This window comes from Providencia sp. Me31A (assembly GCF_050487165.1).
Lineage (GTDB): Bacteria > Pseudomonadota > Gammaproteobacteria > Enterobacterales > Enterobacteriaceae > Providencia.
In genome coordinates, this window is sequence record NZ_JBKQGZ010000018.1 from 14,125 (window position 1) to 39,073 (window position 24,949).

26 protein-coding genes and 2 pseudogenes are annotated in these 24,949 nt (G+C 39.5%); 22 read left to right on the forward strand and 6 right to left on the reverse strand.

Going from position 1 to position 24,949, the window contains the following annotated elements:
* Positions 1–88 precede the first annotated feature (88 nt).
* The 12 genes and pseudogenes from ACLPIE_RS15210 to ACLPIE_RS15265 all read left to right on the forward strand — a co-directional run bounded on the left by ACLPIE_RS15210 (position 89) and on the right by ACLPIE_RS15265 (position 9,016).
* Positions 89–2,749, forward strand: coding sequence for an outer membrane usher protein (locus tag ACLPIE_RS15210; protein WP_281111422.1), 2,661 nt, complete (start codon positions 89–91; stop codon positions 2,747–2,749).
* Positions 2,750–2,801: 52 nt separating this feature from the next.
* The gene (locus tag ACLPIE_RS15215) at positions 2,802–3,578 is read left to right on the forward strand and encodes a fimbria/pilus periplasmic chaperone (protein ID WP_281111423.1); all 777 of its coding nucleotides are present in this window, start codon (positions 2,802–2,804) and stop codon (positions 3,576–3,578) included.
* A gap of 47 nt (positions 3,579–3,625) precedes the next feature.
* Complete coding sequence (locus tag ACLPIE_RS15220; RefSeq protein ID WP_249890895.1) at positions 3,626–4,234, forward strand: fimbrial protein; 609 nt, start codon at positions 3,626–3,628, stop codon at positions 4,232–4,234.
* A gap of 9 nt (positions 4,235–4,243) precedes the next feature.
* Positions 4,244–4,780 (forward strand): fimbrial protein, encoded by a 537-nt coding sequence (locus ACLPIE_RS15225; RefSeq protein WP_249890896.1) that lies wholly within the window; start codon positions 4,244–4,246, stop codon positions 4,778–4,780.
* A gap of 15 nt (positions 4,781–4,795) precedes the next feature.
* Entirely contained in the window at positions 4,796–5,293 is a 498-nt protein-coding gene (locus tag ACLPIE_RS15230) for a fimbrial protein (RefSeq protein ID WP_249890897.1), read from the forward strand.
* 10 nt (positions 5,294–5,303) lie between these two features.
* Complete coding sequence (locus ACLPIE_RS15235) at positions 5,304–5,801, forward strand: fimbrial protein (protein ID WP_335674337.1); 498 nt, start codon at positions 5,304–5,306, stop codon at positions 5,799–5,801.
* 62 nt (positions 5,802–5,863) lie between these two features.
* Positions 5,864–6,322 (forward strand): fimbrial protein, encoded by a 459-nt coding sequence (locus tag ACLPIE_RS15240; protein WP_335674338.1) that lies wholly within the window; start codon positions 5,864–5,866, stop codon positions 6,320–6,322.
* 23 nt (positions 6,323–6,345) lie between these two features.
* Positions 6,346–6,888, forward strand: coding sequence for a fimbrial protein (locus ACLPIE_RS15245; RefSeq protein ID WP_249890900.1), 543 nt, complete (start codon positions 6,346–6,348; stop codon positions 6,886–6,888).
* Positions 6,889–7,412: 524 nt separating this feature from the next.
* Positions 7,413–8,240 carry a hypothetical protein gene (locus tag ACLPIE_RS15250; protein ID WP_249890901.1) on the forward strand — a complete coding sequence of 276 codons (828 nt, stop codon included), beginning with the start codon at positions 7,413–7,415 and terminating at the stop codon, positions 8,238–8,240.
* Positions 8,241–8,312: 72 nt separating this feature from the next.
* Positions 8,313–8,435, forward strand: a pseudogene (locus ACLPIE_RS15255) (IS6 family transposase); the annotation flags it as partial.
* 14 nt (positions 8,436–8,449) lie between these two features.
* Positions 8,450–8,610, forward strand: a pseudogene (locus ACLPIE_RS15260) (IS6 family transposase); the annotation flags it as partial.
* Between the two features lie 163 nt (positions 8,611–8,773).
* Entirely contained in the window at positions 8,774–9,016 is a 243-nt protein-coding gene (locus ACLPIE_RS15265) for a type II toxin-antitoxin system ParD family antitoxin (RefSeq protein ID WP_249890956.1), read from the forward strand.
* A 185-nt stretch (positions 9,017–9,201) separates the two neighbouring features.
* On the opposite strand, the gene ACLPIE_RS15270 is transcribed toward ACLPIE_RS15265, so the two are convergent.
* The 3 genes from ACLPIE_RS15270 to ACLPIE_RS15280 form a co-directional block, all read right to left on the reverse strand.
* A complete protein-coding gene (locus ACLPIE_RS15270; RefSeq protein WP_249890902.1) occupies positions 9,202–10,152 on the reverse strand; it encodes an AEC family transporter in 951 nt (316 codons plus the stop codon).
* 68 nt (positions 10,153–10,220) lie between these two features.
* Entirely contained in the window at positions 10,221–11,846 is a 1,626-nt protein-coding gene (gene mdlC / locus ACLPIE_RS15275; RefSeq protein ID WP_249890903.1) for a benzoylformate decarboxylase, read from the reverse strand.
* A gap of 373 nt (positions 11,847–12,219) precedes the next feature.
* On the reverse strand, positions 12,220–13,128 hold the full coding sequence (locus ACLPIE_RS15280; protein WP_421668122.1) for an IS481 family transposase: 909 nt from the start codon (positions 13,126–13,128) through the stop codon (positions 12,220–12,222).
* Between the two features lie 263 nt (positions 13,129–13,391).
* Between ACLPIE_RS15280 and ACLPIE_RS15285 the strand changes: the two genes are divergently transcribed.
* Positions 13,392–13,742, forward strand: coding sequence for a type II toxin-antitoxin system RelE/ParE family toxin (locus ACLPIE_RS15285; protein WP_430262649.1), 351 nt, complete (start codon positions 13,392–13,394; stop codon positions 13,740–13,742).
* A gap of 1 nt (position 13,743) precedes the next feature.
* Entirely contained in the window at positions 13,744–14,043 is a 300-nt protein-coding gene (locus tag ACLPIE_RS15290; protein ID WP_249890904.1) for a helix-turn-helix domain-containing protein, read from the forward strand.
* A gap of 182 nt (positions 14,044–14,225) precedes the next feature.
* On the opposite strand, the gene ACLPIE_RS15295 is transcribed toward ACLPIE_RS15290, so the two are convergent.
* The 3 genes from ACLPIE_RS15295 to ACLPIE_RS15305 form a co-directional block, all read right to left on the reverse strand.
* Positions 14,226–14,993: an AAA family ATPase gene (locus tag ACLPIE_RS15295; protein ID WP_430262613.1), complete on the reverse strand. Its 768-nt coding sequence runs from the start codon at positions 14,991–14,993 to the stop codon at positions 14,226–14,228.
* Positions 14,994–15,048: 55 nt separating this feature from the next.
* Positions 15,049–15,768 carry a hypothetical protein gene (locus ACLPIE_RS15300; protein ID WP_430262614.1) on the reverse strand — a complete coding sequence of 240 codons (720 nt, stop codon included), beginning with the start codon at positions 15,766–15,768 and terminating at the stop codon, positions 15,049–15,051.
* A 152-nt stretch (positions 15,769–15,920) separates the two neighbouring features.
* A complete protein-coding gene (locus ACLPIE_RS15305) occupies positions 15,921–16,868 on the reverse strand; it encodes a PHP domain-containing protein (RefSeq protein WP_430262615.1) in 948 nt (315 codons plus the stop codon).
* Positions 16,869–17,479: 611 nt separating this feature from the next.
* Here ACLPIE_RS15305 and ACLPIE_RS15310 point away from each other — a divergent pair.
* The 8 genes from ACLPIE_RS15310 to ACLPIE_RS15345 all read left to right on the forward strand — a co-directional run bounded on the left by ACLPIE_RS15310 (position 17,480) and on the right by ACLPIE_RS15345 (position 24,922).
* Positions 17,480–18,343, forward strand: a complete 864-nt coding sequence (locus ACLPIE_RS15310) for a ParA family protein (RefSeq protein ID WP_071548932.1) — start codon at positions 17,480–17,482, stop codon at positions 18,341–18,343.
* Positions 18,344–18,348: 5 nt separating this feature from the next.
* Positions 18,349–19,359 (forward strand): ParB/RepB/Spo0J family partition protein, encoded by a 1,011-nt coding sequence (locus tag ACLPIE_RS15315; RefSeq protein ID WP_249890909.1) that lies wholly within the window; start codon positions 18,349–18,351, stop codon positions 19,357–19,359.
* Positions 19,356–19,796: a hypothetical protein gene (locus ACLPIE_RS15320; protein ID WP_423727155.1), complete on the forward strand. Its 441-nt coding sequence runs from the start codon at positions 19,356–19,358 to the stop codon at positions 19,794–19,796. Before ACLPIE_RS15315 ends, ACLPIE_RS15320 begins: the two co-directional genes overlap by 4 nt.
* Positions 19,793–20,122 carry a hypothetical protein gene (locus ACLPIE_RS15325; protein ID WP_430262617.1) on the forward strand — a complete coding sequence of 110 codons (330 nt, stop codon included), beginning with the start codon at positions 19,793–19,795 and terminating at the stop codon, positions 20,120–20,122. The genes ACLPIE_RS15320 and ACLPIE_RS15325 overlap by 4 nt, the downstream gene beginning before the upstream one ends.
* Positions 20,123–20,233: 111 nt before the next feature.
* Positions 20,234–20,617: a translesion error-prone DNA polymerase V autoproteolytic subunit gene (umuD, locus tag ACLPIE_RS15330; protein ID WP_249890912.1), complete on the forward strand. Its 384-nt coding sequence runs from the start codon at positions 20,234–20,236 to the stop codon at positions 20,615–20,617.
* A 5-nt stretch (positions 20,618–20,622) separates the two neighbouring features.
* The gene (gene umuC, locus ACLPIE_RS15335; protein ID WP_430262619.1) at positions 20,623–21,891 is read left to right on the forward strand and encodes a translesion error-prone DNA polymerase V subunit UmuC; all 1,269 of its coding nucleotides are present in this window, start codon (positions 20,623–20,625) and stop codon (positions 21,889–21,891) included.
* Positions 21,892–22,564: 673 nt separating this feature from the next.
* On the forward strand, positions 22,565–22,855 hold the full coding sequence (locus ACLPIE_RS15340) for a hypothetical protein (protein WP_249890914.1): 291 nt from the start codon (positions 22,565–22,567) through the stop codon (positions 22,853–22,855).
* 63 nt (positions 22,856–22,918) lie between these two features.
* A complete protein-coding gene (locus ACLPIE_RS15345) occupies positions 22,919–24,922 on the forward strand; it encodes a ParB/RepB/Spo0J family partition protein (RefSeq protein ID WP_430262621.1) in 2,004 nt (667 codons plus the stop codon).
* Positions 24,923–24,949: the final 27 nt, after the last annotated feature.

The following is a 24,949-nucleotide window of genomic DNA, read 5'->3' on the forward strand; positions in this document are numbered from 1 at the left end:
TATTAATTTTATATGTCAAAACCAAGTATTGATTTTGAATAAAAAAGCTAAATGGTTTTATTAATAAAAAAGAAATAAGAAGGTCGAGATGATGGCCCCAGGTTTTATTCATATGCCGTTGTTACGGGTAAGCCGTCCTCGGTTGATGGGACTACTTATTGCTTTATCCCTAAGTTGTAATAGCTACGCTGAGCAGATTGAATTTAATACGGATATTTTAGATGTCAATGACCGCGCAAATATTAATTTAGCTCAGTTTTCACGTCCAGGCTTTTTAATGCCAGGAGAATATCGTTTTTCTATTTTTATAAATAAGCATCAACTACCTGAACAAACCGTATTTTATTATGTACCCGATGGTCAGCCAGATGAGAGCGTGGCCTGTTTAAGCCCTACATTAGTTGAGCAACTTGCGCTTAAACCTTATTTATTGCCAACCCTAAAATGGTGGCATGATGGGCAGTGTTTATCACTAGAAAGCTTACCGGGCACTGAAGTTAAAGGGGATTTAGCTGCTTCCGCTTTATATGTCAGTTTACCACAAGCATATTTGGAATATACAGCCGAAAACTGGGATCCACCTGCTCGTTGGGAAGATGGATTACCTGGCGCTATTTTTGATTATAACCTCAATGCACAGGTTGGTCAGCAAACTCGAGGCGGACAACGAACAAATGTCAGTACCAGCGGTAATGGTGTTGCGGGTGTTAACTTAGGTGTATGGCGTATGCGTGCTGATTGGCAAATGCGTTTAGACAAACAGCAAGGACAAGATACTTCTAGTTCATTAGATTGGACTCGATACTATGTCTATCGTGCAATTAAATCTCTCGGGGCAAAACTCACTTTAGGTGAAGATTATTTAGCCTCAGATATTTTTGACAGTTTTCGATTTACGGGACTCAGTCTGATCACCGACATCAATATGTTACCACCTAATTTACGGGGATATGCCCCCGAAATAACAGGTGTAGCTAAAAGTAATGCTACCGTTATTGTGAGCCAGCAAGGCCGTATTATTTATCAAACACAAGTTGCCGCTGGCCCTTTTCGTATTCAAGATTTAAATGATGCACTATCCGGTGAGATTAATGTTGAAGTTAAAGAACAAGATGGCTCAATTCAAACGTTTACGGTGAATACAGCCAGTGTTCCTTATCTCACTCGCCCAGGCCAAGTACGTTATAAGCTTGCCGCTGGACGTCCAACTGATTGGCGCCACCACGTGAGCGGTGAAACGTTTGCCAGCAGCGAGTTTTCGTGGGGAGTAAATAACGGTTGGTCATTATATGGTGGCGGCGTTGCAGCGGAGAATTACACTTCCGTTGCGGTTGGTATCGGTCGAGATCTGATGACGTTTGGCGCGCTGTCTTTTGATATCACCCATGCGCGTTCACGGTTAAAAGGGTTAACTGAAGTCGGCGATAAAACGTATCACGGTAATTCATATCGTTTGAGCTATTCAAAACGATTTGATGCCTACAATAGCCAAGTGACATTTGCGGGATATCGTTTTGCTGAGCAAGGTTTTATGAGTATGTCTGAGTACTTAAATGCCCAGTCTACGGGGAGCCGCCAGTATAGCAGTAAGGAAATGTATACGGTTTCCTATAACCAACAATTTCCGGAGCTGGGGCTCAGTGCTTATATAAATTATTACCATCAAACCTACTGGGATCAGCCTGATAATGACCGTTATAGTCTGTCTTTAGCACGTTATTTTGATATCGGGAAATGGAAAAATTTAAGTGTTAACTTGACGGCTTATCGAAATCGTTATCGGCAGACTAATGATGATGGGGCCTACCTTTCCTTTTCATTGCCTTGGGGGGAGAGTGGCTCGCTTAGCATGAACAGCAGTTGGGATGAGAGTGATAATTCTCAACGAGTCAGTTATTACGATCGATTAGATGAACGTACTAATTACCAATTAAGTACCGGATGGTCTCGTTCTGGTGGGTTAGTGAGTGGTTATTACACACATCAAGCTGATTTGGCTCAAATCAATGCAAATGCCACTTATCAGCAAGATAGATATCGTTCTGCTGGCTTATCACTTCAAGGTGGTTTTACGGCGATTAAGCAAGGTGTGGTGATGCATCGTGGTAATCAGCTTGGGGGGACTCGAATTTTTGTTGATACGGATGGTGTTCCGAATATCCCATTACGAGGTTATGGCTCAACTATTCGAACAAACTATTTTGGTCAGGCTGTATTAACAGATGTGAACAGTTATTACCGTAATCAGGTCAGTGTCGATTTAAATACATTACCTGAAGATGCTCAGGTATCACAATCGATTAAGCAAGGTACCTTAACAGAAGGTGCTATTGGTTACCGCCAGTTTGATGTTGTCGCTGGACACAGTGCAATGGCCTTATTGCGTTTATCTGATAATAGGTTCCCCCCATTTGGAGCACAAGTTTTCAATATAAAAGGCCAACAAGTGGGAATGGTGGGGGATGATGGGAGTACGTATTTAACGGGGCTCAACCCTAACGATAAATTACAAGTTCGTTGGGATGACAAAGCACAATGTGAAATCACCTTACCTAAAATATTACCGAAGAGCGACACGTTGTTAACGAATTGGTTATTACCGTGCGATGCGACTGGCATCTTACCCATAGAGCAGACACAGATAGTTGTTGAATCGAATACAGCCAGTTTACCGTCGCCTCATTCATTAATTTCTGAGGCATCAGATAAACCGGGTTTGGCCAGCTCAGCGAGCTGGTTAAGAAAATAAAAAATAACATGATTGAAGAAGGTTATCCCTCCTTCATACTAAGGTAAAAAATATGTTACAGAGTAATAAAACCAATAAAAAAAATCATCATCTAATTGCCATTTTTTTGGTTGGAGCAGTGTTGATATCCGCGACACTGTCTTCCGCGCAAGCTGCAATCGCTTTAGATCGCACACGTGCAATTATGACGGGTGAAGATAAATCTATTAGCTTAAATATCAGTAATGAAAATAAACAATTACCTTATTTAGCGCAAGGCTGGATTGAAAATGCCCAAGGTGAAAAAATCACGGAACCTTTTACAGTATTACCTCCCGTTCAGCGTGTTGAACCTGGTGCTAAAAGCCAAGTAAAAATTCAAGCACTACCGAGTGTTGCGTCACTGCCGCAAGACAGGGAATCCGTTTATTATTTCAATTTACGTGAAATCCCACCTAAAAGTGATAAGCCGAACACACTTCAGCTGGCATTACAAACGCGAATTAAGTTGTTTTATCGCCCAAAGGCGATTATTCCAACTCGCCAACAAATGGAGAATCCATGGCAAGAAAAAATCACCCTCACTCGTCAAGGTGACCAATACAGTGTGGAGAATCCAACGCCGTATTTTGTAACGCTTGTTGATGCTGCTTCAGTGAAAGATGGAAAAACAGTCGCGGGGTTTGAACCGTTGATGGTTGCACCTAAAAGCAGTTTGCTTATGGGGGGGAGTACAAAAGCCTTAGGAAGTAAGCCTGTACTCACTTATATCAATGATTATGGTGGGCGACCAACGTTGATGTTTACTTGTCAAGATAATCGCTGTCATGTGGTATCAGATAAACAGTAGCTTAGAACAAGATGACGTTAAAGCAGATTTCAACGCAGGAGAGCCTCATGAAAGAAGCCAATAAGATCCCTCATTGTATGATGGCGTGCGGTTTAGGATTGTCCTTACTCAGTAGCACAGCACTCAGTACTGAACTCGATAAAGTGGATAACTGGGATGTCGATGGTGCTAATGGCACATTATATGTACACGGAGCTTTAACGGAAAGTGCTTGTCGATTAGCGATGTCGTCAGCATATCAAACAGTTGAACTGGGGATATTAGGCACAGGGCAATTACAGAAAGTTGGTCAAACAGGTACCCCTATCGCGGTACAACTGCGTTTAGAAGATTGTTTAAGTGGTGAAAGTCGTAATCGTAATAAACTCGGAAACTTATTGTGGAGTCCTGATATGCCTGCAATGAAAATTCGTTTTTTGGCAGAGGCGGACAATCAAAGCCCACAATTAGCTGCCGTTACGGGGGCGCAAGGAATCGCATTACAATTGAGTAATGCTTCTTATCATCCTATTGCAATAGGGGAATACAGTACTCCTGAGCTAGTTTCTCCAGGGCAGAATCAATTGACCTATTATATTACCCCGATCCGTACTACAGCAGGATTAAGTTCGGGAGCTTATCAGGCAATTATTCGCTTTCAGGTCAGTTATGATTAGGAGTTAACGATGTTATTGATACAGCATGCGACCATAGGGATTAAAGGCTTTATTACGCTCAGCTTTCTTTTTTTTAGCTCGCTATTATTTGAAAGTCTATTTCATGTCGTACGTGCGGACACTGCAAATCTGAATTTAACGTTGACCATTACGATGCCTCCACAGTGTACGTTTGGTGGTGGTAGTTCAATACAAATTGTACGTTTTGAAGAGGTACAACAAGGATTAATTGATGGAGTGAGTTATAAGCGAACCCCTATTGATACCGGATTATCTTGCCGTGCATTAGAAAAAAATGCGTTGAATATGGCGTTGTCATGGGATCCGGTAACCTTTAATGGCGTTTCTGCTATCAGTACAAGCCGAACAAATTTGGGTATTGCCATTTATCGGGATTCGACTCGCTTAAGTAACGGCGCATCAATTAACTTTACTTACGGTAATCCTCCGAACTTGTACGCAGTACCGATAAAACCTAGCGGTATGATGCTTAGTGATGCGGGATCTTTTACTGGCACAATGACAGTGACGTTAAATTATCAATAAATGTGGGACTATCTCATGAATAATACTCTCTTTGTTCGGTGTTTTATCGGCCTGCTTTGTTTATTAAGTCCGATATTATCACGAGCATTGGATGTCTATTTTACAGGAACATTGGTTGTCACGCCGCCAGAATGTACCGTGAATAGTGGTACTGTGGCAGATGTCAATTTTGGCGATATCCATGAAACACTGATTGACAATAGCAGTTATAAACGCACACGTATTGATTACACGTTAAATTGTACGAATGTCTATAGCAATGCATTAAAGATGACGGTCAGCTGGAACCCGATTACGCTCAATGGGCAAAATGTTATTCGTACTGGTCGGACGAATCTCGGGATAGCGGTTTATCAGAATTCGACTCGATTAAGTAATGGTGATGTTGTGAATTTCACTTATGGTAGCAATCAACCTGCACTTTATGCAGTACCAGTAAAACCCTCGGGAACGGTATTAACTGATGGCGGAAATTTTAATGGGACATTAACTTTTGTGGTGGATTACCGTTAAGGAGAACAAGATGAAATTTATTCACCGACAACAAGTAGCTCTCTGCTTTTTTTGTGTAATAAGCTCTCCATTTGCATTGGGGTTAGGGGCAAATCTTTACGGTAATTTAATCGTGACGCCACCTGAATGTATTCTAAATAACAATAATCAAGCGGAGATTCATTTTGGTGATATTTTATTAACGCGCATTGACGGTAATAACTACTTACAAACATTGCCATTGAGTCTATCGTGTACAGGATTAGCAAAAAATAATCTGACATTGATCTTAGAAGGCGACCCTACATTGTTTAATAGCAATGGCGCATTAAAAACAAGCAATGATAAATTAGGCGTTATTTTTTATGTTAACAATATCAGGCAAGCAATTAACCAGCCGGTGAATATTAATTATACTTCTTTGCCTTCTTTAAAAGCTGCGCCGATTAAAAATATGACTGCAAGCTTTAATGATACAGATGGTGGTAGTTTTACTGCTTTGGCAACATTAAAGGTGAACTACCAATGATAAAATTACTGATAAGCACAAGTCAACGTTATTGTTATTTATGCAGTTTAGGAGGGCTCTTCATGATGATGTCCTCTGCAGTGGAAGCCAATTGGTTTTTTGATGGTACGCTAATACTGCCCCCCGCCTGTGAATTAGGACAAAAAAATCCTATACGTGTTTCTTTTGGAAAGGTGGGGGTGCGTAAAGTGGATGGGAATTTATTTAAACAAGACATACCGTATCAATTGAATTGCCAAGGTGACTTAAAGCAACCGTGGAATGTGACATTGACGTTCAGTGGAACACTCGCGGGTACGGGATTTGATAATGCGACATTACAAACAAGCAGCCCTATGAATAACGGAAAATTAGGCATTCAAATTCAAAAGGACGGGATACCGTTAGAACTGAACAAGGCGTTTGCAATTAATAGTTCAAATCTACCAAAATTATCGGCGGTTCCGATTAAGCGTGCAGGATCGGAACTGGTTGGTGATAATTTTTCTGCGACAGGGACATTGACCATCGATTTTCAATGACACGATAAAAGGAAATGAGAAAAATGCAAATACCATTACGTCAATTATGGCCTTTAGTCTTGTCACTAAGTTTAGTTGGAGGCCCGCTTTGTGCGCGGTCGGAAACCGTACAATTTGATGGAACATTGGTTGAGGACGCCTGCGAAATATATCCTGGCGATGAAAATATCGAATTGGATTTTGGCACTATTGTAGACAAATATTTGTATTTGAATACACGAACACACAGCCAGCTATTTACAATTAGGTTAATTAATTGTGATTTAGTGTTGGGTAAAGAAGTTCAAGTAACCTTTATGGGAACTGAAAGTGCAGCATTACCCGGATTATTAGCACTTAATGCAGGGAGCAAAGCAAATGGGATCGCTATTGGTTTTGAAACTCAAAGTGGTGAACCTATCTCGTTAAATAGATCAAAAGACTACACTCAACAGCTCCAAGCCAGTGGCACCAATAACATCAATTTGAAAGCTTATGTTCGAGGCGAACCTATCGCCCTTCGCGATAAATCAATTACACGCGGAACTTTCGAGGCTACTACCACTTTTATTCTTGAATATGAATAACTCTAAAGAAATGACTAATTTTTGTTAATTATTCAAAATCACAATACCACATAAATATAACAGGAGTTATATATGTCAAAATATAGAATGAAGACAATCTTATATAGTATTTCCATTAATCATCAATTTTAATAATTCAGCTAATTCAACTGTAGGTTTTGGTCATAGGCCTTACATGAACGCAGTTGTCAGTAACTGTGGTATAGGACAGATGATAGGAATAGGATACAACGCACAGGGAAGTGGCGAAATTATATCAGAATTGGGTTGGGAGCATTTGAGGCGACGACAGCTTTTATGTTGGAGTAAGAGTGATTGGGGTACCATTAGGAAAAATATATGAAATATTAGTATTGTGGTTAAAATAGATTTCATACAAAAATAGGTTGTGTATTTTTGTATGATTATTTTAATCATTTTTATATATAGTGAAGATAGTGATATGAAATAATGAAATTAACTCATCATCACCTATTATATATTATTTAAATAACCGGTCATAATGATTTTAAAAAAGGACGTAGATGAAAATTTATTCTGTATTATTAATTTTTATTTCTTTTTACTCTTCAGCTACACTCACTATAACAGCGGAGAGTAACACAATACCAATAAATTCCATATTGGCACAGGGGCCATTAGATAATACAAATGGTGCCCCTACATGGGCACCTTGTGCGAAAATCATTTGCGCCGATGACATTATGAATGGCGATAATTTACTTACTATTCAAATGTCATCTGAGGGTAGAGAATTTACAATCTATAAAATCCCCATTAATTGTGATGGTGCTTTTACAAATAGAGAAGCAGCTATGATTTTCTCCCGCGATATATTACTCGTACAAAAAAGACTATATTTTTATCGACAATCGGGTTTATGGGAACCGTGGGTTTCAGCCGCAGCTTCCGTAGAATGTTATGATAAACAAAATAAAAATTTTATTCTTTATAACTCACATCCGCCGAGCAATATAATTGGAGGTCCTGAGTCTTTAAGTGTTTGTAATTTAAATAGTCAAAACTTATTGCTTAATTTTTCATCAGAAAGCCTCATGGTTGCAGGTCTGAGTAAAAATACAAATTTAACTATTACCTGCACTGCAGGTAATGCTAGGGATTATAAATTAAGGTTAACGGGAACAAATGTCACAAATGGGAAATTGGATTTCAAAAATGGAGTTTATGCTCAAATATCACTCGATGGTATACATATTAATGCTAATGGTGATGGAATTAATTTAAATGGATTAGTTAGTCGCGAAATTCAAGTAAAGGCAACATTATCGGGTTCAGCTTCTACTTCAGGCATAACAACGAGTAACGGAATTTTAATTCTTGAAGCGCTATAAAGGGGCTTGTTGCAAAAATTACCTAAATGAGAAACACTCACGATATTGATTATGTCTTATTAGGAATAGGCCATGCCATCGAATGAGTTTAAATGGAAACATTTTGCCCCCACGATTATCCTTTGGTGTTTACGTTGGTATGGCTCAACACCATTCAGTTATGCCAACGTCAGTGATATGCTGGCTGAACGGGGGGGGAGGGCAAAGTCGCTAAGCGGGCCTGGGCGACAATCCAAGGCTTTGAAACTTTGCGAAAACTGAATAAGGGTAAATTTGATGAATGGCTACGTCGTGATGAACTCGAGTTTCGTGTACGGGAGCGCTCCGCTTTATGAATCGCTTATTCAATGTGGAGACGGTTTTAGCGTGAAAGATGCCATGGGGCAAAAAATACGCTAATTTATTATTTGCAACAAGCCCCAAAAAACAGTTCAGCTTAAGTATGCCTATAAGCTATAATCCTAATTGACTCGATTTTATCAAATAGGCTAACTAAAATTACTGTGTTAATAATTAACACACAAGGTGATCCTATAGCTCGTACAACAAGTGTAACTATCGGGGCTCAATTGGATGAGTTTGTAAATCAACTCATATCGTCTGGAAGATATGGTTCAACAAGTGAAGTTGTTCGCTCTGCTCTACGTCTACTTGAGGTTCAAGAAAAACAAACGGCAGCATTGAAAATTTTAATTGATGCAGGTGAACAAAGTGGTGAGTCGTCGTTAACACTACATGATATCGCTAAAAAAGTGAAGAATGCTCATAATGTATAAACTTTCCAATCTAGTGGCTAAAGACTTTGATGGGATATTTGAGTATACCTAAATGACATGGGGGTTTGTAATATAAAAATCGAAGAAATAATAATAGAGTGACAAATTATCACTCTATTATTGGGGGTGATGCAAATAATGAATTAGTGTGTTTTTTGCTCGAGCATAATAATTGAAATATTTGGCTAACTTCCTGTAAACCAAATAAAGCCTCCCATTGTTATTACAGACAAAATCGTACTCCAAAATAGGGTTGATGCCATTTCTTGTTCACCTGTTTTATATTCCACCGCAAAAATAACAGCAATGGATGCTGTAGGAATAGCTAAGGTAACCGAAACTAAACCACGTTCAACATGAGGTATAGATAAGGCGATCATTATCACTAGAATAATTAATGGCAATAAAATATTCTTGCTAAGTACGTTTATGATTACTGGAATAGAAAAACTGACTTTTTGTGCGTAAAGAACAGCTCCGACGGCAAATAATGCAACCCCGCCTGTTGCTTGACCTAATAAAATAAATGAGCCTTTTAAGAACTTCGGCATATCTAAGCCAATTAATAACAAAATAAAAGCAAGGATTGGTGCCCATACAACAGGTTGTATAATTGCATTTTTTATACTGCTAGCAATAACTGAAAAAGCACCTTGCTTACTTGTTGAAGTATCATTGGTATCGGCCCCCACTAAAAAGATTAAGGCTAATGGAACCTGAATTAAATTCATTAATAAGCTGCCAACGGCAATTGCAATGTCTGCATCAATAGGAAATAACACACCTAATACGGGAGTTCCAACAAAAGGTACAGCGGGACCGGCAATGGCAATAGCGCGCAATGCAGCTAAACGCGCACTAGATTTGAAAATAAAACGGGAGATAAGAAAAACAGTAATAAATCCCACAACCATACCAACGAAGATCCACAAGAAAACATCAACATTACTGATTATTTCAGTGAGTGGAGTACTCAGAATTCCCGCAAATAGTAATAGTGGTAATGCATATAACATCACCATTTTATTTAATACAGTAGCTTGATCTTTATTGAAATCATGCCTACACCCTGCAAAATATCCAAGTAAAAGCGTTACCACGATCGGTAATAATGCTGTAATAATTGTATCTAACATCAGATAGCCTCTTACTATTCGAAACAATAGGGCGCAATAATATTTATTGCACCTTTTAGTTTATTTAATTACAACAAAGGCGGGGTTGTTGGAATAATAGGAACTTCAATGACAGTAGGAACTGAACGAGAAAATGCTTCCTTACAGATTTGGTTGATTTCATCTAATGTTTCAGCTCGTACACCAACACAGCCGTAACCTTTTGCCAAAGAAACAATATCTAAATCAGGTAAATCTAGACCCGGAACGCCAGGTGAATTTTCTAATTTTGCAAAAGATTTCAAAATTGCATATTCACCATTACGTGGCACAACAAACAATATTGGTAATTTAAGCTGAGCAGCTGTCCATAAACCTTGAATTGAATATTGCAAAGAACCATCACCAATAATGGCAAGAACCGGACGATTTTTACCGCTATCTCTTTCAGCTAATGCAATACCAATACTCGCGGGTAAATTCCAGCCAAGGCTTCCACTGGCAAAAGTATAAAAAGAATCGGGTTTATCAATTGACCATGCGGTATGTAACTCGCCAAGGTTAGAGGGTGATTCTTCAACTAATATTGTATTTTCAGGTGTAAACTCACGCAAACCTTTAAAGAGTTCTAATGCTGAAAGTTGTTCACCTTCTTGCTGTTCTGCCGCAGGGTGGGGAGACATTCTGTGTGATTGTTGTGGTATTTTAGGAGGTGTTGCTGTACGTTTTTGTACTCGGTTGAGTAATGCTTCTAGTGCTAATACTGGGCTAGATAATAGGCTGTCACCAACAGGTGCTTTTCCTGATTCATTAGGATCATCTGTAATATGCAATAACTGCAATCCTTCTGGAATGTACTCACCCGCTACATAGGGATAATAACGGAATATTGGTGCTCCAATGACAATAGCAACATCATAACCTGCTAATTGTTTTGATAATGGCTCAATAGCAAAAGGCAAGCCACCTGCATACAGTGGATGAGTTTCAGGGAATGATGGCACTTCAGAAGCCGGTGCGCTGAATACATGGCAATTCAATTTCTCGGCTAATTGAATACCGATATCCCAACCTTGTCCACGAGCAATCCCAGCGCCATAAATAAGAGCCGGATTTTTAGCTGTTGAAAGAAGATCAGCAAATTGAGAAATGAGAATAGGATCTGGAGCATATCGTGATGCTACGCTCCGCACAACGGCATCTCCTAGCGCAGGTTTATCCCAATCATCTAATGGAATAGATAAAAAGACAGGACCAGCAGGTGGCTGTAATGCCATCGCGTAAGCTCGCATAAATGCAGCAGGTACATCTTCAGCTCTGACTGGTTCATAGCTCCATTTTATCCAGGGTTTAGGCAATTCTGTAGGTGAAACGTTAGTTAACCATGGTTCCATAAGTAACATTTCTCGCGTTTGGTTTCCAGCGGTAATAATTAATGGTGTTTTATTTTGTGCCGCTGTCATGATGTTACTCATTGAGTTACTTAAACCTGCAGAAGTATGGACGTTAACAATCGCGGGTTTACGAGTTGCTTGTGCATAGCCATCAGCAGCACCAACTGCGGATGATTCGTGTAATGTTTGCACGTAACGGAAATCTTCAGGAAAATCCTTTAAAAAAGTTTCCTCAGTTGAGCCTGGATTACCAAATAAAGTAGTTAATTCAAGTTTGCGTAGTAAATTAAAAGTGACATCACGAATAGTTTTTACCTTCATACTGTACTTTCCTTAAATCAAAAAAGTTAATAGTGGTCATGCAGGTGTTATAATAATAAAAGATAAGGTGTATAGATTATTGTTAATTATTTAATTTAATTGAGGGTAAAGAGTTTGCATATTATAGCATTCAACATAGAAAAAATAATGAAATTATCCTGATTGAATATTGATATTAATAGTGTTTGTTAATATTTAATTATTCATTATTTGACTTAATTTAGTTCGAATTACTATTTACTACGGGCTTTTTGAAAAAACTGCCTAAGCGAACTGATCCTACCCGCGTAATGTGGACACAGTCCATGGCTAGGAAGCTGGATAAATAGTTTAATGAACTTGTGTCACTCAGAACCTCGGCTGACGTTTGGTCTTAAAGACCAAGCTTATTTTTTAACACTTCATACGGTGTTTTACCAGCATGAGCTGAGTGGGGGCGATGACAATTATAAAATGCCTCCCATTCAGCTAATTTTTCGTGTAAATCGACATCATCCTTATAATCGATTAATTGATAAAATTCCTGTTTATCTGTTAAATGAGAACGCTCTACTTTCCCATTCAATCTGGGGGTAGCTGGCTTAATATAGACATGCTCCATCCCTAGATCATGAATATGCCAATTAAATTTAGATTGGAATTCGTGCCCATTATCCGTTCTAATCGTTTTGATTCTAAAGGGAAATTTATTTACAACATAATTAATAAAATCAATAGCATTAGCCTGATTGTGCCTTTCATAAATTTTAAGTGCTCTGATCCGTGTCGCATCATCAATTGCTGTATATTGAAAACGTTTAATTCGTTGTCCATCAGGCGTATTAAAAAATAAAAACTTCACATCGACCTGAACATGGTGCCCTGGCACTTGTTTCTGATAACGTTTAAATAGTGGTTTAGAGCGACTTCGCTGATTTTGGGGAAGTTGGTTTAATTTGTTTCTGAGCAATACATAATAGCAGCCAGAGCGTGATATTTTGATGTTATGAAACCGTAGAAGATACCAAGCGATACGTTGGGGACCAAAATGGTAAGTCGTACGCAGATAAATAACCAGCTCTTCGATGTGTTTTGCAACTCTTCTGGTTGGATTTTCAGGGCAGGGTTTATTGTTGATTAATCCTTTCTCGCCATCTCGTTCATAAGCTCTTTTCCAAGTATAAAAAGTTTCTCTACTGATCCCAAAATGACGACAAGTTTTAGCAATATTTTTGCTCTCACGGGCATGATTTAAGATTTTTGTTTTATGTGTAATATCTCGTTTAGCTTTAATGTTCATCATATCTGACCTCCGGCTACAATTAGAAAAAACTAATTGTCAACCGAAGTCCAGACTTTCATAGGCATCTGATATCGTACGATGAGACGGTGACAGAGCCTACTTGTCGCTGTAGGGGCGGTATCAGGGGTTTGACGCTCAATGGAACGGTTTCATACGTTAAGGATTTTTTGTCTGATAAATCATAACATATAAGACACTGCTTATATTGACAATATAACCTATAGGTTATATCATTCATTATAACTAGGAGGTTATATTTGTTTATGTGGGAAATATTAACGAGAGATCTCTTTGATTCTTGGTTTGAAGAACAAAACGAGGAAACTCAGATTGAAGTGTTGGCGGTGTTAATGATTTTGCGCGAGGATGGTCCAAACCTTGGCCGGCCCCAAGTCGATACACTGAAAGGCTCACAGTTTCCCAACATGAAGGAACTGCGAATCCAGGTTGGCGGTCATCCAATTAGAGCGTGTTTTGCATTTGACCTTATACGCCGTGGTATTGTGTTATGCGCGGGTGATAAAAAAGGAAAAGACGAAACCCGTTTCTATAAGAAATTGATCAAGATGGCTGATGCTGAATATGCAGCGCATCTATTAGAGCAGGAGAAATAACATGTCCACTTTAGATAAACTACTTGCAAAACAATCCCCTGAAGCACGGGCACAAATCGAAGCAAGAGCTGAAGAAATTCGGCGTGAAATAACGCTGGCAAAAATTCGTGAGGAACTTAATCTTTCTCAAACGGAGCTGGCTCAATCACTGGGCGTTTCACAACCTTCTATTGCTAAGCTTGAGAAGGTTGATAACGATCCTAAGCTTTCAACTCTAAAGCGCTATATTAAAGCTTTAGGTGGTGAACTTTCTATAGATGTCACGCTACCTAATGGTAAGCGGATAGGATTGAGTTTATAAAAACACCCTCCTAGGGGCAGTTTGGATATCGAAAATTATTGTACGGTAAGCCTGTTTTTTGAACCGGCTTACCTATAGCAATCGGGTATACTCAAGGTGAACCGATTAATCATTGTGCTTTGATATCTATTATGAAAGAAGCAGATATTAAAGTTTCTTTAAATGATTAGAATTTGACTATGTTAATTAAATCCATATTTTTCTCTTCGACGATTGAATGCGTCTTTACCGCCTTCGAGTATTTTTGCGGCTAATGACTGTATTGATTTTTGATCTATCGAGCCTTGATTATTTTTTGGTAGTGCCGCGCTGTCTGCTGTTGCTTCAAGAACACCAATCCATTCAGCATCACCAAATACTGGAATATTTGCATTATGTGTAGCGAAAATGAATTGTCGTGTTAATTTGGCACTTCTCACCTGAGACACTATTCTGTCGGTAATAAATGCGTTGTCTAGGTTATCTTCGGGTTGGTCTAGTAACAGAGGATCTTTGTTATCTAAAAGCAACAAATGTAGTAAGGCTGTACATTGTTGACCCGTTGATAATGAGTTGAGAACTTTATAAATAGGTGTAGGTGTCTCGCTGCTGGAAACATTGAGTTCAATACTTACTAAGTCTTCAACGATAAATTCTTCAATCTCCATGATTTGAGATTCTGAAATTTTAGTTAGCTGCTCCGCAACAGATTCTGTACAGCCCCAATTTTGTGTGAGGATTGCGTCTTTACCTTCAATAATTTTTTCTGCTAATAGCATTGGAGAGAAATGCTCTGCGGTACTAATCCACTGAAGCTTTTTGTTAGCAACGTTTGGCATTCTGAAGGATACGAGTTTGTCAATTAAAGAATTGCGATTCCCCTCTGGAGTATAGTTTACTTTTATGTTGCCTTTCAGCTTTCGATTTAGTTTTTTCACACCTTGTTCAAATTGACTACTTCGCTGAGACATTTTGTTCGAGAGCGAAGACAGTAATATTTTCCTCATAGCTACCATTTGAGCGAGTTTAGTTTTTGACTCGATTAATTTTGTTTTTGCTCGATTTCAACAGCGCAATGTCTTTCACTAACTGGTTATATTCATCACCAATCTGAGAGCCTGTTTTTCCAGCTATAGGGCTAATCTTCTTAAACTCTTTTTCTATTGTAGCCTCATTGGCTTGAATACTTGTATCAAGGCGCTTTTCTAGTTCAACTATCGCGATATTGTCGCTAGCAAGTCTAGTCATTGCTTGCCCTAGCATAGTACCTAAATCTTTGTTCAAATTTGTGATGATGTTTCTAAGTTCTCTAAAGATTAATATATCGGGAAAATCCTTGATATCTTCTTCCAAAATGTAGTCTGTTGAGGGAATACCTTCTACCATCTCACCTAATGCGGTGGAAAAATCAAAAAGCATTTCACTTACGGTTCTAAATAGCGTTTTCTCTGATGCGAGCAACGGCAAAATTTTTAGTTGTTCATCAATTCCCAATTCCTTAAAGCGTTTAGCATCCTCTTCCAGTTGTTCAAGCCGTTTAACATCGGACTCAAGATCTGATGACTGGACTGTTAAATCTACTATTTTCTGCCTGACCTGAGCTAAATCGTCTACAATTTTGACAACGCCAAACTCTTGCTCAATCTTGCCCCTGTTCAAGAATCTATCGACGACTTTTAACTGTTCACTAGAATCTTTATCAATTTCATGAATTTCATTCTGTCCAAATATTTCGATTTCTGGCAATAAATCACTAGGTACGAAGCTTGATATTTGCCCTGACATTTCTGTAATAATAGGAGATTGTCCATACCTCCTTGTAATCTGATAGTTATTACCATGCTTAGTTGTCGACTTTATCGAAAGTTTGATTTGTCCAGTGCTTAAGTTCGATTTGACTATTTTCTCGTGTTGTTCACTGGCTTGCTTGCCGATTGGAGTAATATCGAGCGCGTAACGAATACATTCAAACCCGTACCTCTACCTCCAATAACGGTATTTAGGTGTTCGGAAAAGTCTATTTCGACGCCGCCTAAGTACCCGCCAATAAAAACAACAGACTCCAACCTAGAGTAATACTGTTCGCTGATGTCTGAGTTTAATCTGACCCTTGATTCTGGATCATTAAATGCTTGCTTAAATGCTGAAAAACTGGGTATTGTCATTTTGATTAAACACGACGCGTTGTCTTTCCTTAAAGTTTCAGGCTCTTCAATATCCTTTGCGTTAATTAACGCCATAGGAACATTTCGATGATACGCCATGTCTTTGTTTGTCAGAATTTGAAAGTTTGCTTGGTCACCTTGTTCTTTTATTGCTTGAAGTGTTGTCGGGATTTGAGCTGCAACTAATAACTCATTTTTCCAAATATTGTTCAGTTTTTGTTTGAGTACCCCATTGTCGTCTGTGCAATGGGCTGCATATATGAATCCTCCTTTATCACGCACTTTATTTAAAATATAGTCTGCACTATGTGGTGAAGGCAATGTGCCTTGGTTAGGATCAATATTTAGTTCGTAAAGATAGTGCTCAAGATTTTTAACTGTTTCGTCTTCATGAAAAAGACAAACTAAATGCACCTTTTCACTCGACGCAATTTCAAACCCTGGAAAAACAACAATGCCATGCTTGGACATTAAGGCTCGAATTTTGTTTACTGAGCCAACATTTCCGTGGTCTGCAAGGCCAACAACTTTGATGTTTTCTTCAAGGCAAACTTCTAGAAGTTTTTGGTTGTATTCATCCTCAGTCAACCCTTGTTGTTTCCCTCTATAACTAATGTAGTTCGAGGGATTAACTTGAAGTTCACATTTCCAAAATTTTGCTTTAGTGAACGTTGGAATCATAAATATCCCTTTGCATTTTTGACTAAATTAAGCTTAAGTTTTCATCAATGTTAATTCATTTTAAGGTTTAAACTGTATCTTTTTCAGAATATTGCTGATCATTATTGTGCGATCTATGCTTTGCTTCATCTTTTTGCTCAAAGCTGACTATCAGTGTTGATTATAATCTACGAGATAAATATTTAATCGCGCCAAACTCCATTCGCCACTCCATTCAAGAACCTTCCATTGTGATTTAAATGACAGTGTATCGTTTAAATCAAAAATATAACTCCAATGATATGAAAATTGATAACTAAAATATACTTATTATATAGTTATACTTAAATGGTATGTTGAAGGTTCTTAATGTAAGAATAAGATAATCTTTTAGAAAATTTCGCATGCGAAATTCATTGCATATCAATATTGATATGCAATGAATTTATGATATAATCCCCTCAAGATATGAATTTAGATTCATAGCTTTCAAAGATACATGAAGTTGTGTCTTTTTAGGCGAAACGCCTGACTCATAGGAGTGGATATGAAAATTGATATTAATATAAGTATATTCTTGTCACACCACACCTTTCTCAACATTTCGCATGCGAAATACTAAGGATTCTAATATGGAACTCAAAACAGGAAAAAAACTTGGCAAGCTAATAGTAGTGTGCAGCCAGAAAGGTGGTGTAGTTAAGTCTCAATCTACTAATGAAATATCTTTCAACTTGCAAAAAATGGGGTATTCAGTTCTAGAAATTGATGCGGATTGGACTACAGGGTTAACAGAACGTACCTTTCCGAATGAACTTCCATTGGAAATTGAAAAAGAACCATTAAAGCATGAGTTCACCCCTGGTGAGGCTAATACCTATCAATTGTTTTTTTCTAATACTGACATTAAACCGATAACTCTAGATGATGGACGTGACTTCATAGGCACAACGAGTGAACTTAATGAGGTTAACTATAGACACTCTGATTGTATGTTTGATTTCCGAGATCGTATATTAGAATTGAAGGAAAAATATGATTTTATTTTTATAGACTCAGCCCCTTCATATTCTAATGTAATGGTAGCAAGTCATATGGCTGCTGATTATTTATTAATTCCAACCTTACTAGAAAAACAATCAAGGAATGCTGTAGCTAAACAATTAACTTACATGCAAAAAATAAAGAAAAACTATAATCCATCGTTACAATTTTTGGGAACCTATGTGACTCAAGCTACAGTTGCGAACTATTCAAAACCACTTTTTGATGGTTATTTGGGGGCTGTGGATACTCATAACCTTAATATGCTAGTCGAAATACTTGAAGATAAAGGTTATACCCAAGATTATATCTTAGCTTATATTTCGTTTGCTCAAGCAACAGCAAAAGAAGCTATAGAATTAGGTATGACATTTAAAGAATATGAGCCTAAATCTAAACCAGCAATTCAATATGAAGAATTAGCAAAACGAATTGTGAAACAGGTAGGATAAATTAAATGGCTAAAAAACAATTTTTGAGTCGACTACGTGATCAAAATCGTAAATCGGCAACCGAAGCAATTAACAAAGTTATTGAAACTAAGTCACCTAATGAGGAAATCAGAGATATTGCTGCTCACCAAATTATGACTGATATTGCCCGCCCTGAATTAGAAACGGAAGGGCAAATAATTAGAGTTTCAATAGATGAAGTTTATGCAGAGAGTCAAGTTCGTCCAGAGGAAGATTTTGATGACTCCATAATAGAGGGAATGGCTGATACGTTTAACACTGTAGGGATATTAACACCACCGCGTTGTTATCCAAAAGATAGGACTGGTTATAGAATTTGGATGGGTGAAACTCGTTGGCGAACAGCAAAAAAAAGAGGAGATACCTTTATTGATATTTATGTCGGTTCTCCACCCAAAAACGATAAATTTCGAATTATTGGTCAGTTGATAGAAAACCTACAACAATCCGGCCTTAAACCTTTAGCAACAGCAATAGCATTTAATGAGCTTAAAACAGTTCATGGAATGACTGGAGAAGAAATAGCAAAAACTGTAGGTAAACCTACATCATTTGTGAGTAAACATTTAAAATTAATAAGTGCTCCTGAAAGTGTTACCACATTACTAAAAGATAAAGTAACTTTAGATGTAGACTTAGCATATACACTTACTCAGATAAATGAAATTAACCCCAAAATTGCTGAAAAACTTGTTGAAAAAGCAAGAAAAAATGGTGTTTCTCGTAATGAAGCAAAAGATGAATTAAGTAAAATAAAAAATAGAGATAAAGAAAAAATTTCGCATGCGAAATCAAAACAAGTTTCTCATTCAAAATCTCAAGTTAATACAAATGATGTGTGGCATGTTCAGGTGGAGTTTGATAACAAGATAGGTATTATTCTCACGGATAAAAAGCCTGAAAGTGACGGGGTTGTATGGGTAAAGCTTGAAAATAGCATCAACTCTGTCAATGTTGATAAATTAATAGTAAAAGGGTTAGTACAGATCAAATGATAGGTACGCCATTTTCAACTATGGCCACAGAGTTTCGTGGCCAGATTATTAAAACATGGTTATTGCAAATATCTGGTACAGCAACAGAAAAATCAAAAATATTATGTCAAACAGCAATTGAGCTCGGTCTTACTGAAAGGTCTAAATCAATTCCAGGTTCTGCATTAATCCAATGGACAAAAACAACACCGACAAACACGCCACTTTGGGCTGCACAAAGCGCTCTTCTATTATTATTTGCTAATGAATGGAAACCAAGCACACATGTAGAATGGTGCGGAATGGCATCGCTATTGCAACGGTTATATAAGAAAAATAGTATAGCTGAGATGTTAAGTTATCTACCTAAACATATAAATCAAGATATTGCAGCAGGCTGGGTTACTGCAGCCATAGAGGAAGATGCAAATTTTAGAAGGCATAAAAAAAGAAAATGACTTTTTCGGGAATAGAAAAAATAATTACATCTTCAGGACGTCGTTCAATATCATCATCCTTGCTAGCATATTTACTTGATGCTTTTGATAACGGATTAGATGGTATTGATCTGGATTTGTTCCAATCAAATACTGGTTATGTAAGGACAAATATAACTCAAGTTGCAAACTATCTAAAAGATAAAGGAATCATTTTAATATACTACTATAGAGATCAAGGTGACAAAAATAATCGAGATTATATTGAGGAGAACATTTTTGGACGGTGGGGTAAGCAACATTATAAATTAACATCTGATGTATTACGTTTGTATAGAAGGAATTAGAAAACCATTTCGCATGCGAAATAGTAGATGTGAGTTATAAATTCACATGTTTGTTTTTTAAAATGGAGTAAAGTATACTTATGCTGTGTATTTATACAGTATTGGTGCGCTATGCAAATTCCCATTTTCGAAAGTCTAATTGCCTGTGGTTTTCCCAGTCCAGCTCAAGACCACGTTGAGCGTCGTTTATCGCTTGATGCCGAACTTATTCGTTATCCTGAAAGTACCTATTTTCTTCGCGCCTCTGGCGATTCGATGAAGGATGCGGGGATTTTTGACGGTGACTTATTAGTCGTTGAAAGTCACCTGACTGCCCGTCATGGGGAAATAGTGGTTGCTGAATACGATGGCGAATTCACCTGCAAGTACCTGCAAATCACACCGACTAAAGCGCTTATTCCTGCTAACAGTCAATTTCCCGCTATCCCCATCAATGACGATACGGACGTGAAAATTTTCGGCGTTGTTCGTTATGCCGTGCATACCTGTCGGTAAATAACATGTTTGCGCTCATCGATGTCAATTCTATGTATACCTCCTGTGAATCCGTTTTCCGCCCCGATTTAAAAGGAAAGCCGATTATTTGCCTTTCGAATAATGATGGCTGTGTGATTGCGCGTTCGGCGGAGGCGAAGCCCTATATCCGTATGGGAGCCCCTTATTTTGAAATTAAGCAGATAATCAAAAAAAGGCAAGTGGCTGTATTTTCTTCAAATTATCCATTGTATGCCGATTTCAGTAATCGATTTATGGCGGTGGTTGCTCAAATCGTGCCTCAAATTGAGGTTTACAGTATTGACGAGAGCTTTTGTAACCTGACGGGCATGAATACATTGTATTCATGGCATGAACTTGGCCATAAATTAAAAGAGGATGTATTCCGGTGTGCACATTTGCCTGTCGGCGTGGGAATTTCCAGTACCAAAACGTTAGCTAAGCTAGCGAACCACGCCGCCAAAACGTGGAAGAAAACAGGTGGTGTCGTCGATTTAAGTTCACCCAATCGTCAGAAAAAACTCATGGCACTCGTCCCGGTTGGGGACATTTGGGGAATAGGGCGTAAACTGGCAAAACGCCTGAATCAAAGCGGAATTGAAACTGCCTTGGATTTAAGTCGGTTGTCAACGACCCAGGCACGCCAAATGTACTCAGTGGTATTAGAGCGAACCGTGCGCGAACTGAACGGTGAATCGTGTCTTCAGCTGGAAGAAATTGCGCCCGCTAAGCAGCAAATTATTTGCTCCCGTTCATTCGGCCATAAAGTGATGGATTATGAGTTAGTTCGCCAATCGGTGTGTGCCTTTGCTGAACGTGCAGCAGAAAAATTGCGTGAAGAAAAACAGTATTGTCGATTAGTCACATTGTGGGTGCAGAGTAGCCATTTTTCTCATCATGAGCCGCACTATTATCGACAAGAAACCCAAGCGCTCATTTATCCGACCCAAGATACACGCGAGATTATTCAGGCAGCCGTGGGGTTATTTGACAGACTTTGGCTTCCGAATGTGAAATACAGCAAAAGTGGCATATTACTCAGTGAATTTTCCCCTTCAGGGCAAGTGCAGCTGAATTTGTTTGAAAGTGGCCATGCTTTTCGCAAAAGTGGTGAACTGATGCAGACGATTGACCAGATTAATCGCGGAAAAGGGGCTATCTGGTTTGCAGGTCAGGGTGTTCAATCGCAATCAGCTTTATGGAAAATGAAGCAGCAATTTCTCTCGCCTCGCTGGACAACGCAATTCTCGGATATTCCTATCGTAAAATGCTAATCATTGGGTGGTGATTTTTTGAGCAGTGTTGATGTTCATTCATTAATCAGGCTATTAACCTTTTTATTAACAGGGCTATTTCAAGTTATCCACTGATTTTGTGGATACGCTTTTTTTGCGTTTCGGGGCAACGGCTTCATGCTGGCATTGAGCCAGGCTTAAGCCGAACGCCGGATTGACCCCATTTACACACAGTTGGCGCAGGTTCCCCGTACACTTCCGTTCACGCGCCTGTTTGGGGCGCGTTCACTGGCTCGCCAAATGTGGAAAATGGGGACAACCGGCTTGAAAGGTCAACCGCTGCGCCTTTTTCCGTTTTCAACGTGGCGCAAAGGGCAGGGGTGCAGCTCCCTGCGGGACCGCCCCTGGTTCACTGCTTAGCTACGCTAAGCGTTAATGGCGACTTGCCGTTCGCTTCTCTCGCTGCAAGTCGGGTGCTGTCATTTTCATCACCTGTGTGATTAATCTTTCATCGAGCACCTCCGCTTGGCCTAAAACATAGCCTCATCTCGTCATACAGCAAGCGTAAAGTGCACTCCACCAAAATTCTTGTCGCTGCGCTTTCCAACAATTTTGTCTCCGCCCTTGCTTCCTTCCTCGTCTCGGCTATGTACGGCCTTTGCAGCGGAGGAACTCAACGAAAGAAATCATTAACACGGTGGAGGATTCAAAAATGTCATCACATCAAAACCTTGCAGCTCCAGAATCTAACGAAAGAAGGGTTAAAAACCCACTGACGGATAGTCAGAAAGCCGATTTATTGCATTACATTGCGCCATTAACACGGTTATTGGATTTATTCGAGGGAGATATCTCACCTGAGTTGTACGACGAAGAAATCACGCTGCACAGTGATGCATACGATTCCAACAGTATTTTTATGAAAGACGGTTATCCGATTGGCTTTAGTGACAATTTAAACAACATGTTCTATCTGCGTCCTGAACTGATTCAGGCATCTTAGGTGCTAAGAGAGCCTTGTCACTCTCTTAGCAAAGACACATTAAAAACAATAGAGGTATCAATTATGTCTACATTAGAAACTATCATTAACCCAAAACAACGTAAAGCAAAAAAAGGCACAAAATCCGCACAAACCGACGCGATTTATCAGGCATTGGACAGTATGGAAGCGCATGTATTGCCGTTATCGGCATTGGTACAGAGTGAACTCAATGTCCGTAAACGTCCAATCGACGAAAAAGCCTTGTCCGAACTGGCAGACAGTATTCAAGCGGTCGGGGTATTACAAAACTTGGTGGTTTACCCGATGGACAATGACGTCTACGGGGTTGCTGCGGGTCAACGTCGTTTACTGGCGTTACAACAATTGGTGACAAAAGGGCATTTAGCGTCGAGTTTCCCTGTGCCTGTCAAAGTGGTTTCAGAGTCCGATGCGCTGATTGTTTCCCTGACGGAAAATAGCCAACGTGAAGCTATGCACCCAGCCGACCAACTTCATGCTTTTATCGAGCTACAAAAAACAGGCAAAAATGCGGCTGAAATCGGTGACTTATTAGGGTTCAGCACTCATCACGTTAAAAAATGTCTGCGTTTAGCAAACATGGCGCCTGAGCTGTTAGCCGAATTGGATGCGGATAATATTACCCTAGACCAACTGCAAGCGTTAGCCGGAACCCCTGACCATGACCGTCAAGTGATGGTGTGGAACAATGCAATGGGTTGGAAAAAAGAGCCACCTTACTTACGTGAAGCGATTGAAGAAACCAAAACCCCCGTCGAAAATAATCGACTGGTGAAGTTTGTGGGGTTGGATGCCTACGAGCAAGCAGGGGGAACCCTTGAAATTGACCTATTTACCGAAGCAGGATTTATTGAAAACGCCCCGCTATTAGAAAAAATGGCACTAGATAAACTCAGTGCGTGTGCGGAACTGTTAGCGGATATTGAGGGTTGGCAGTTCGGTACTGCCCGTTTAGAGCGTCCGAGCTTTTACGGTAATGGTGGGGAAACCTTGTCTCTCAGTCATGCGCCCGAGGCGGTCATTCCCCCTGAATTTGCGGATTTACTGGCTGAATTGCGTGCTCGTGAAGCGGATTTACGGGAACAAGCATTAAATGCAGAGGAATATCATGAACAAATCGACCTTTGGCAAGCCGTGAATGATTGCGAAAATCAAATCGAGGGCATTGAAAGTCGGACTAAAAATCAAGCGTGGACAGCCGATGGAAAAGCCACAAAAGGCGTTGTTGTCTACCTTGACCGTGATGGAGAACCGTGTGTCATCCGTGGCGTCATTGACTTAGCACAGCAAGAGTCACCGTGCAGTGAAGCGGAAAGCGAAACGGAAAGTAGTGAAAGTGAGCAATCAACGACTCAAGTTGAGACGGTTTCTACCTACAGCGCAGCCTTGTGCAAAAGTCTTTCTTCGGAGCGCACATTAGCGGTTCAAGCGGCATTAACACAACATCCAAACGTGGCACTGGCGATTTTGGTTCATGATGCATGCATTCAAGTGTTTGGTTCACCGTATGCCAAAACTGCATTTAACATTAAGTTTTCGCTTTCTCAGGAAGAGTTACTCAAAAATGCCCCGACCGCCCAAGACAGTGAAGCATTGCAATTACTCAATACGCAATTTGAGTCGTGGTCAGCGCGTCTCCCTGACGCATGGCAAGCCGATTTTTCTTGGTTGTTGTCATGGGAGCAAGCGGATTTAGTCGCGTTACTGGCGTTTTGCTCTGCGCAAACGTTGAGTGAAGTCAATCATTATGCTCCGCACGATAACACGTTAGCCGAAGCCCTGCGCCCAATTGAACAGGCAATTGCCTTTGATTTTCGTCAGTGGTGGCAGCCAACAAAAGCCAATTTCTTTGGGCGTATCAGTAAAGACCAAATCAGCGATTGTTTAGTGGATGCAGGGGCAGCAGATAAAGCCCTTGAAGCTGTCAAAATGAAGAAAGGGGATGCTGCGGAGTTGGCTGAAAATACCCTCAAAGATACCCATTGGTTGCCGAGCTGTTTTCTGAATGTAAACGCTGACACTCACCACACCGATAACGCGCAATAATCAGACTGGAGACACTGCCCGAAAGGG

Excerpts from the sequence above, each read along its gene's own strand:
- ACLPIE_RS15210 (WP_281111422.1), top strand. The coding sequence starts at position 89 with ATGATGGCCCCAGGTTTTATTCATATGCCGTTGTTACGGGTAAGCCGT.
- ACLPIE_RS15215 (WP_281111423.1), top strand. The coding sequence starts at position 2,802 with ATGTTACAGAGTAATAAAACCAATAAAAAAAATCATCATCTAATTGCC.
- ACLPIE_RS15220 (WP_249890895.1), top strand. The coding sequence starts at position 3,626 with ATGAAAGAAGCCAATAAGATCCCTCATTGTATGATGGCGTGCGGTTTA.
- ACLPIE_RS15225 (WP_249890896.1), top strand. The coding sequence starts at position 4,244 with ATGTTATTGATACAGCATGCGACCATAGGGATTAAAGGCTTTATTACG.
- ACLPIE_RS15230 (WP_249890897.1), top strand. The coding sequence starts at position 4,796 with ATGAATAATACTCTCTTTGTTCGGTGTTTTATCGGCCTGCTTTGTTTA.
- ACLPIE_RS15235 (WP_335674337.1), top strand. The coding sequence starts at position 5,304 with ATGAAATTTATTCACCGACAACAAGTAGCTCTCTGCTTTTTTTGTGTA.
- ACLPIE_RS15240 (WP_335674338.1), top strand. The coding sequence starts at position 5,864 with ATGATGATGTCCTCTGCAGTGGAAGCCAATTGGTTTTTTGATGGTACG.
- ACLPIE_RS15245 (WP_249890900.1), top strand. The coding sequence starts at position 6,346 with ATGCAAATACCATTACGTCAATTATGGCCTTTAGTCTTGTCACTAAGT.
- ACLPIE_RS15250 (WP_249890901.1), top strand. The coding sequence starts at position 7,413 with ATGAAAATTTATTCTGTATTATTAATTTTTATTTCTTTTTACTCTTCA.
- ACLPIE_RS15270 (WP_249890902.1), bottom strand. The coding sequence starts at position 10,152 with ATGTTAGATACAATTATTACAGCATTATTACCGATCGTGGTAACGCTT.
- mdlC (WP_249890903.1), bottom strand. The coding sequence starts at position 11,846 with ATGAAGGTAAAAACTATTCGTGATGTCACTTTTAATTTACTACGCAAA.
- ACLPIE_RS15280 (WP_421668122.1), bottom strand. The coding sequence starts at position 13,128 with ATGATGAACATTAAAGCTAAACGAGATATTACACATAAAACAAAAATC.
- ACLPIE_RS15285 (WP_430262649.1), top strand. The coding sequence starts at position 13,392 with ATGTGGGAAATATTAACGAGAGATCTCTTTGATTCTTGGTTTGAAGAA.
- ACLPIE_RS15290 (WP_249890904.1), top strand. The coding sequence starts at position 13,744 with ATGTCCACTTTAGATAAACTACTTGCAAAACAATCCCCTGAAGCACGG.
- ACLPIE_RS15295 (WP_430262613.1), bottom strand. The coding sequence starts at position 14,993 with ATGTCTCAGCGAAGTAGTCAATTTGAACAAGGTGTGAAAAAACTAAAT.
- ACLPIE_RS15305 (WP_430262615.1), bottom strand. The coding sequence starts at position 16,868 with ATGATTCCAACGTTCACTAAAGCAAAATTTTGGAAATGTGAACTTCAA.
- ACLPIE_RS15310 (WP_071548932.1), top strand. The coding sequence starts at position 17,480 with ATGGAACTCAAAACAGGAAAAAAACTTGGCAAGCTAATAGTAGTGTGC.
- ACLPIE_RS15315 (WP_249890909.1), top strand. The coding sequence starts at position 18,349 with ATGGCTAAAAAACAATTTTTGAGTCGACTACGTGATCAAAATCGTAAA.
- ACLPIE_RS15320 (WP_423727155.1), top strand. The coding sequence starts at position 19,356 with ATGATAGGTACGCCATTTTCAACTATGGCCACAGAGTTTCGTGGCCAG.
- ACLPIE_RS15325 (WP_430262617.1), top strand. The coding sequence starts at position 19,793 with ATGACTTTTTCGGGAATAGAAAAAATAATTACATCTTCAGGACGTCGT.
- umuD (WP_249890912.1), top strand. The coding sequence starts at position 20,234 with ATGCAAATTCCCATTTTCGAAAGTCTAATTGCCTGTGGTTTTCCCAGT.
- umuC (WP_430262619.1), top strand. The coding sequence starts at position 20,623 with ATGTTTGCGCTCATCGATGTCAATTCTATGTATACCTCCTGTGAATCC.
- ACLPIE_RS15340 (WP_249890914.1), top strand. The coding sequence starts at position 22,565 with ATGTCATCACATCAAAACCTTGCAGCTCCAGAATCTAACGAAAGAAGG.
- ACLPIE_RS15345 (WP_430262621.1), top strand. The coding sequence starts at position 22,919 with ATGTCTACATTAGAAACTATCATTAACCCAAAACAACGTAAAGCAAAA.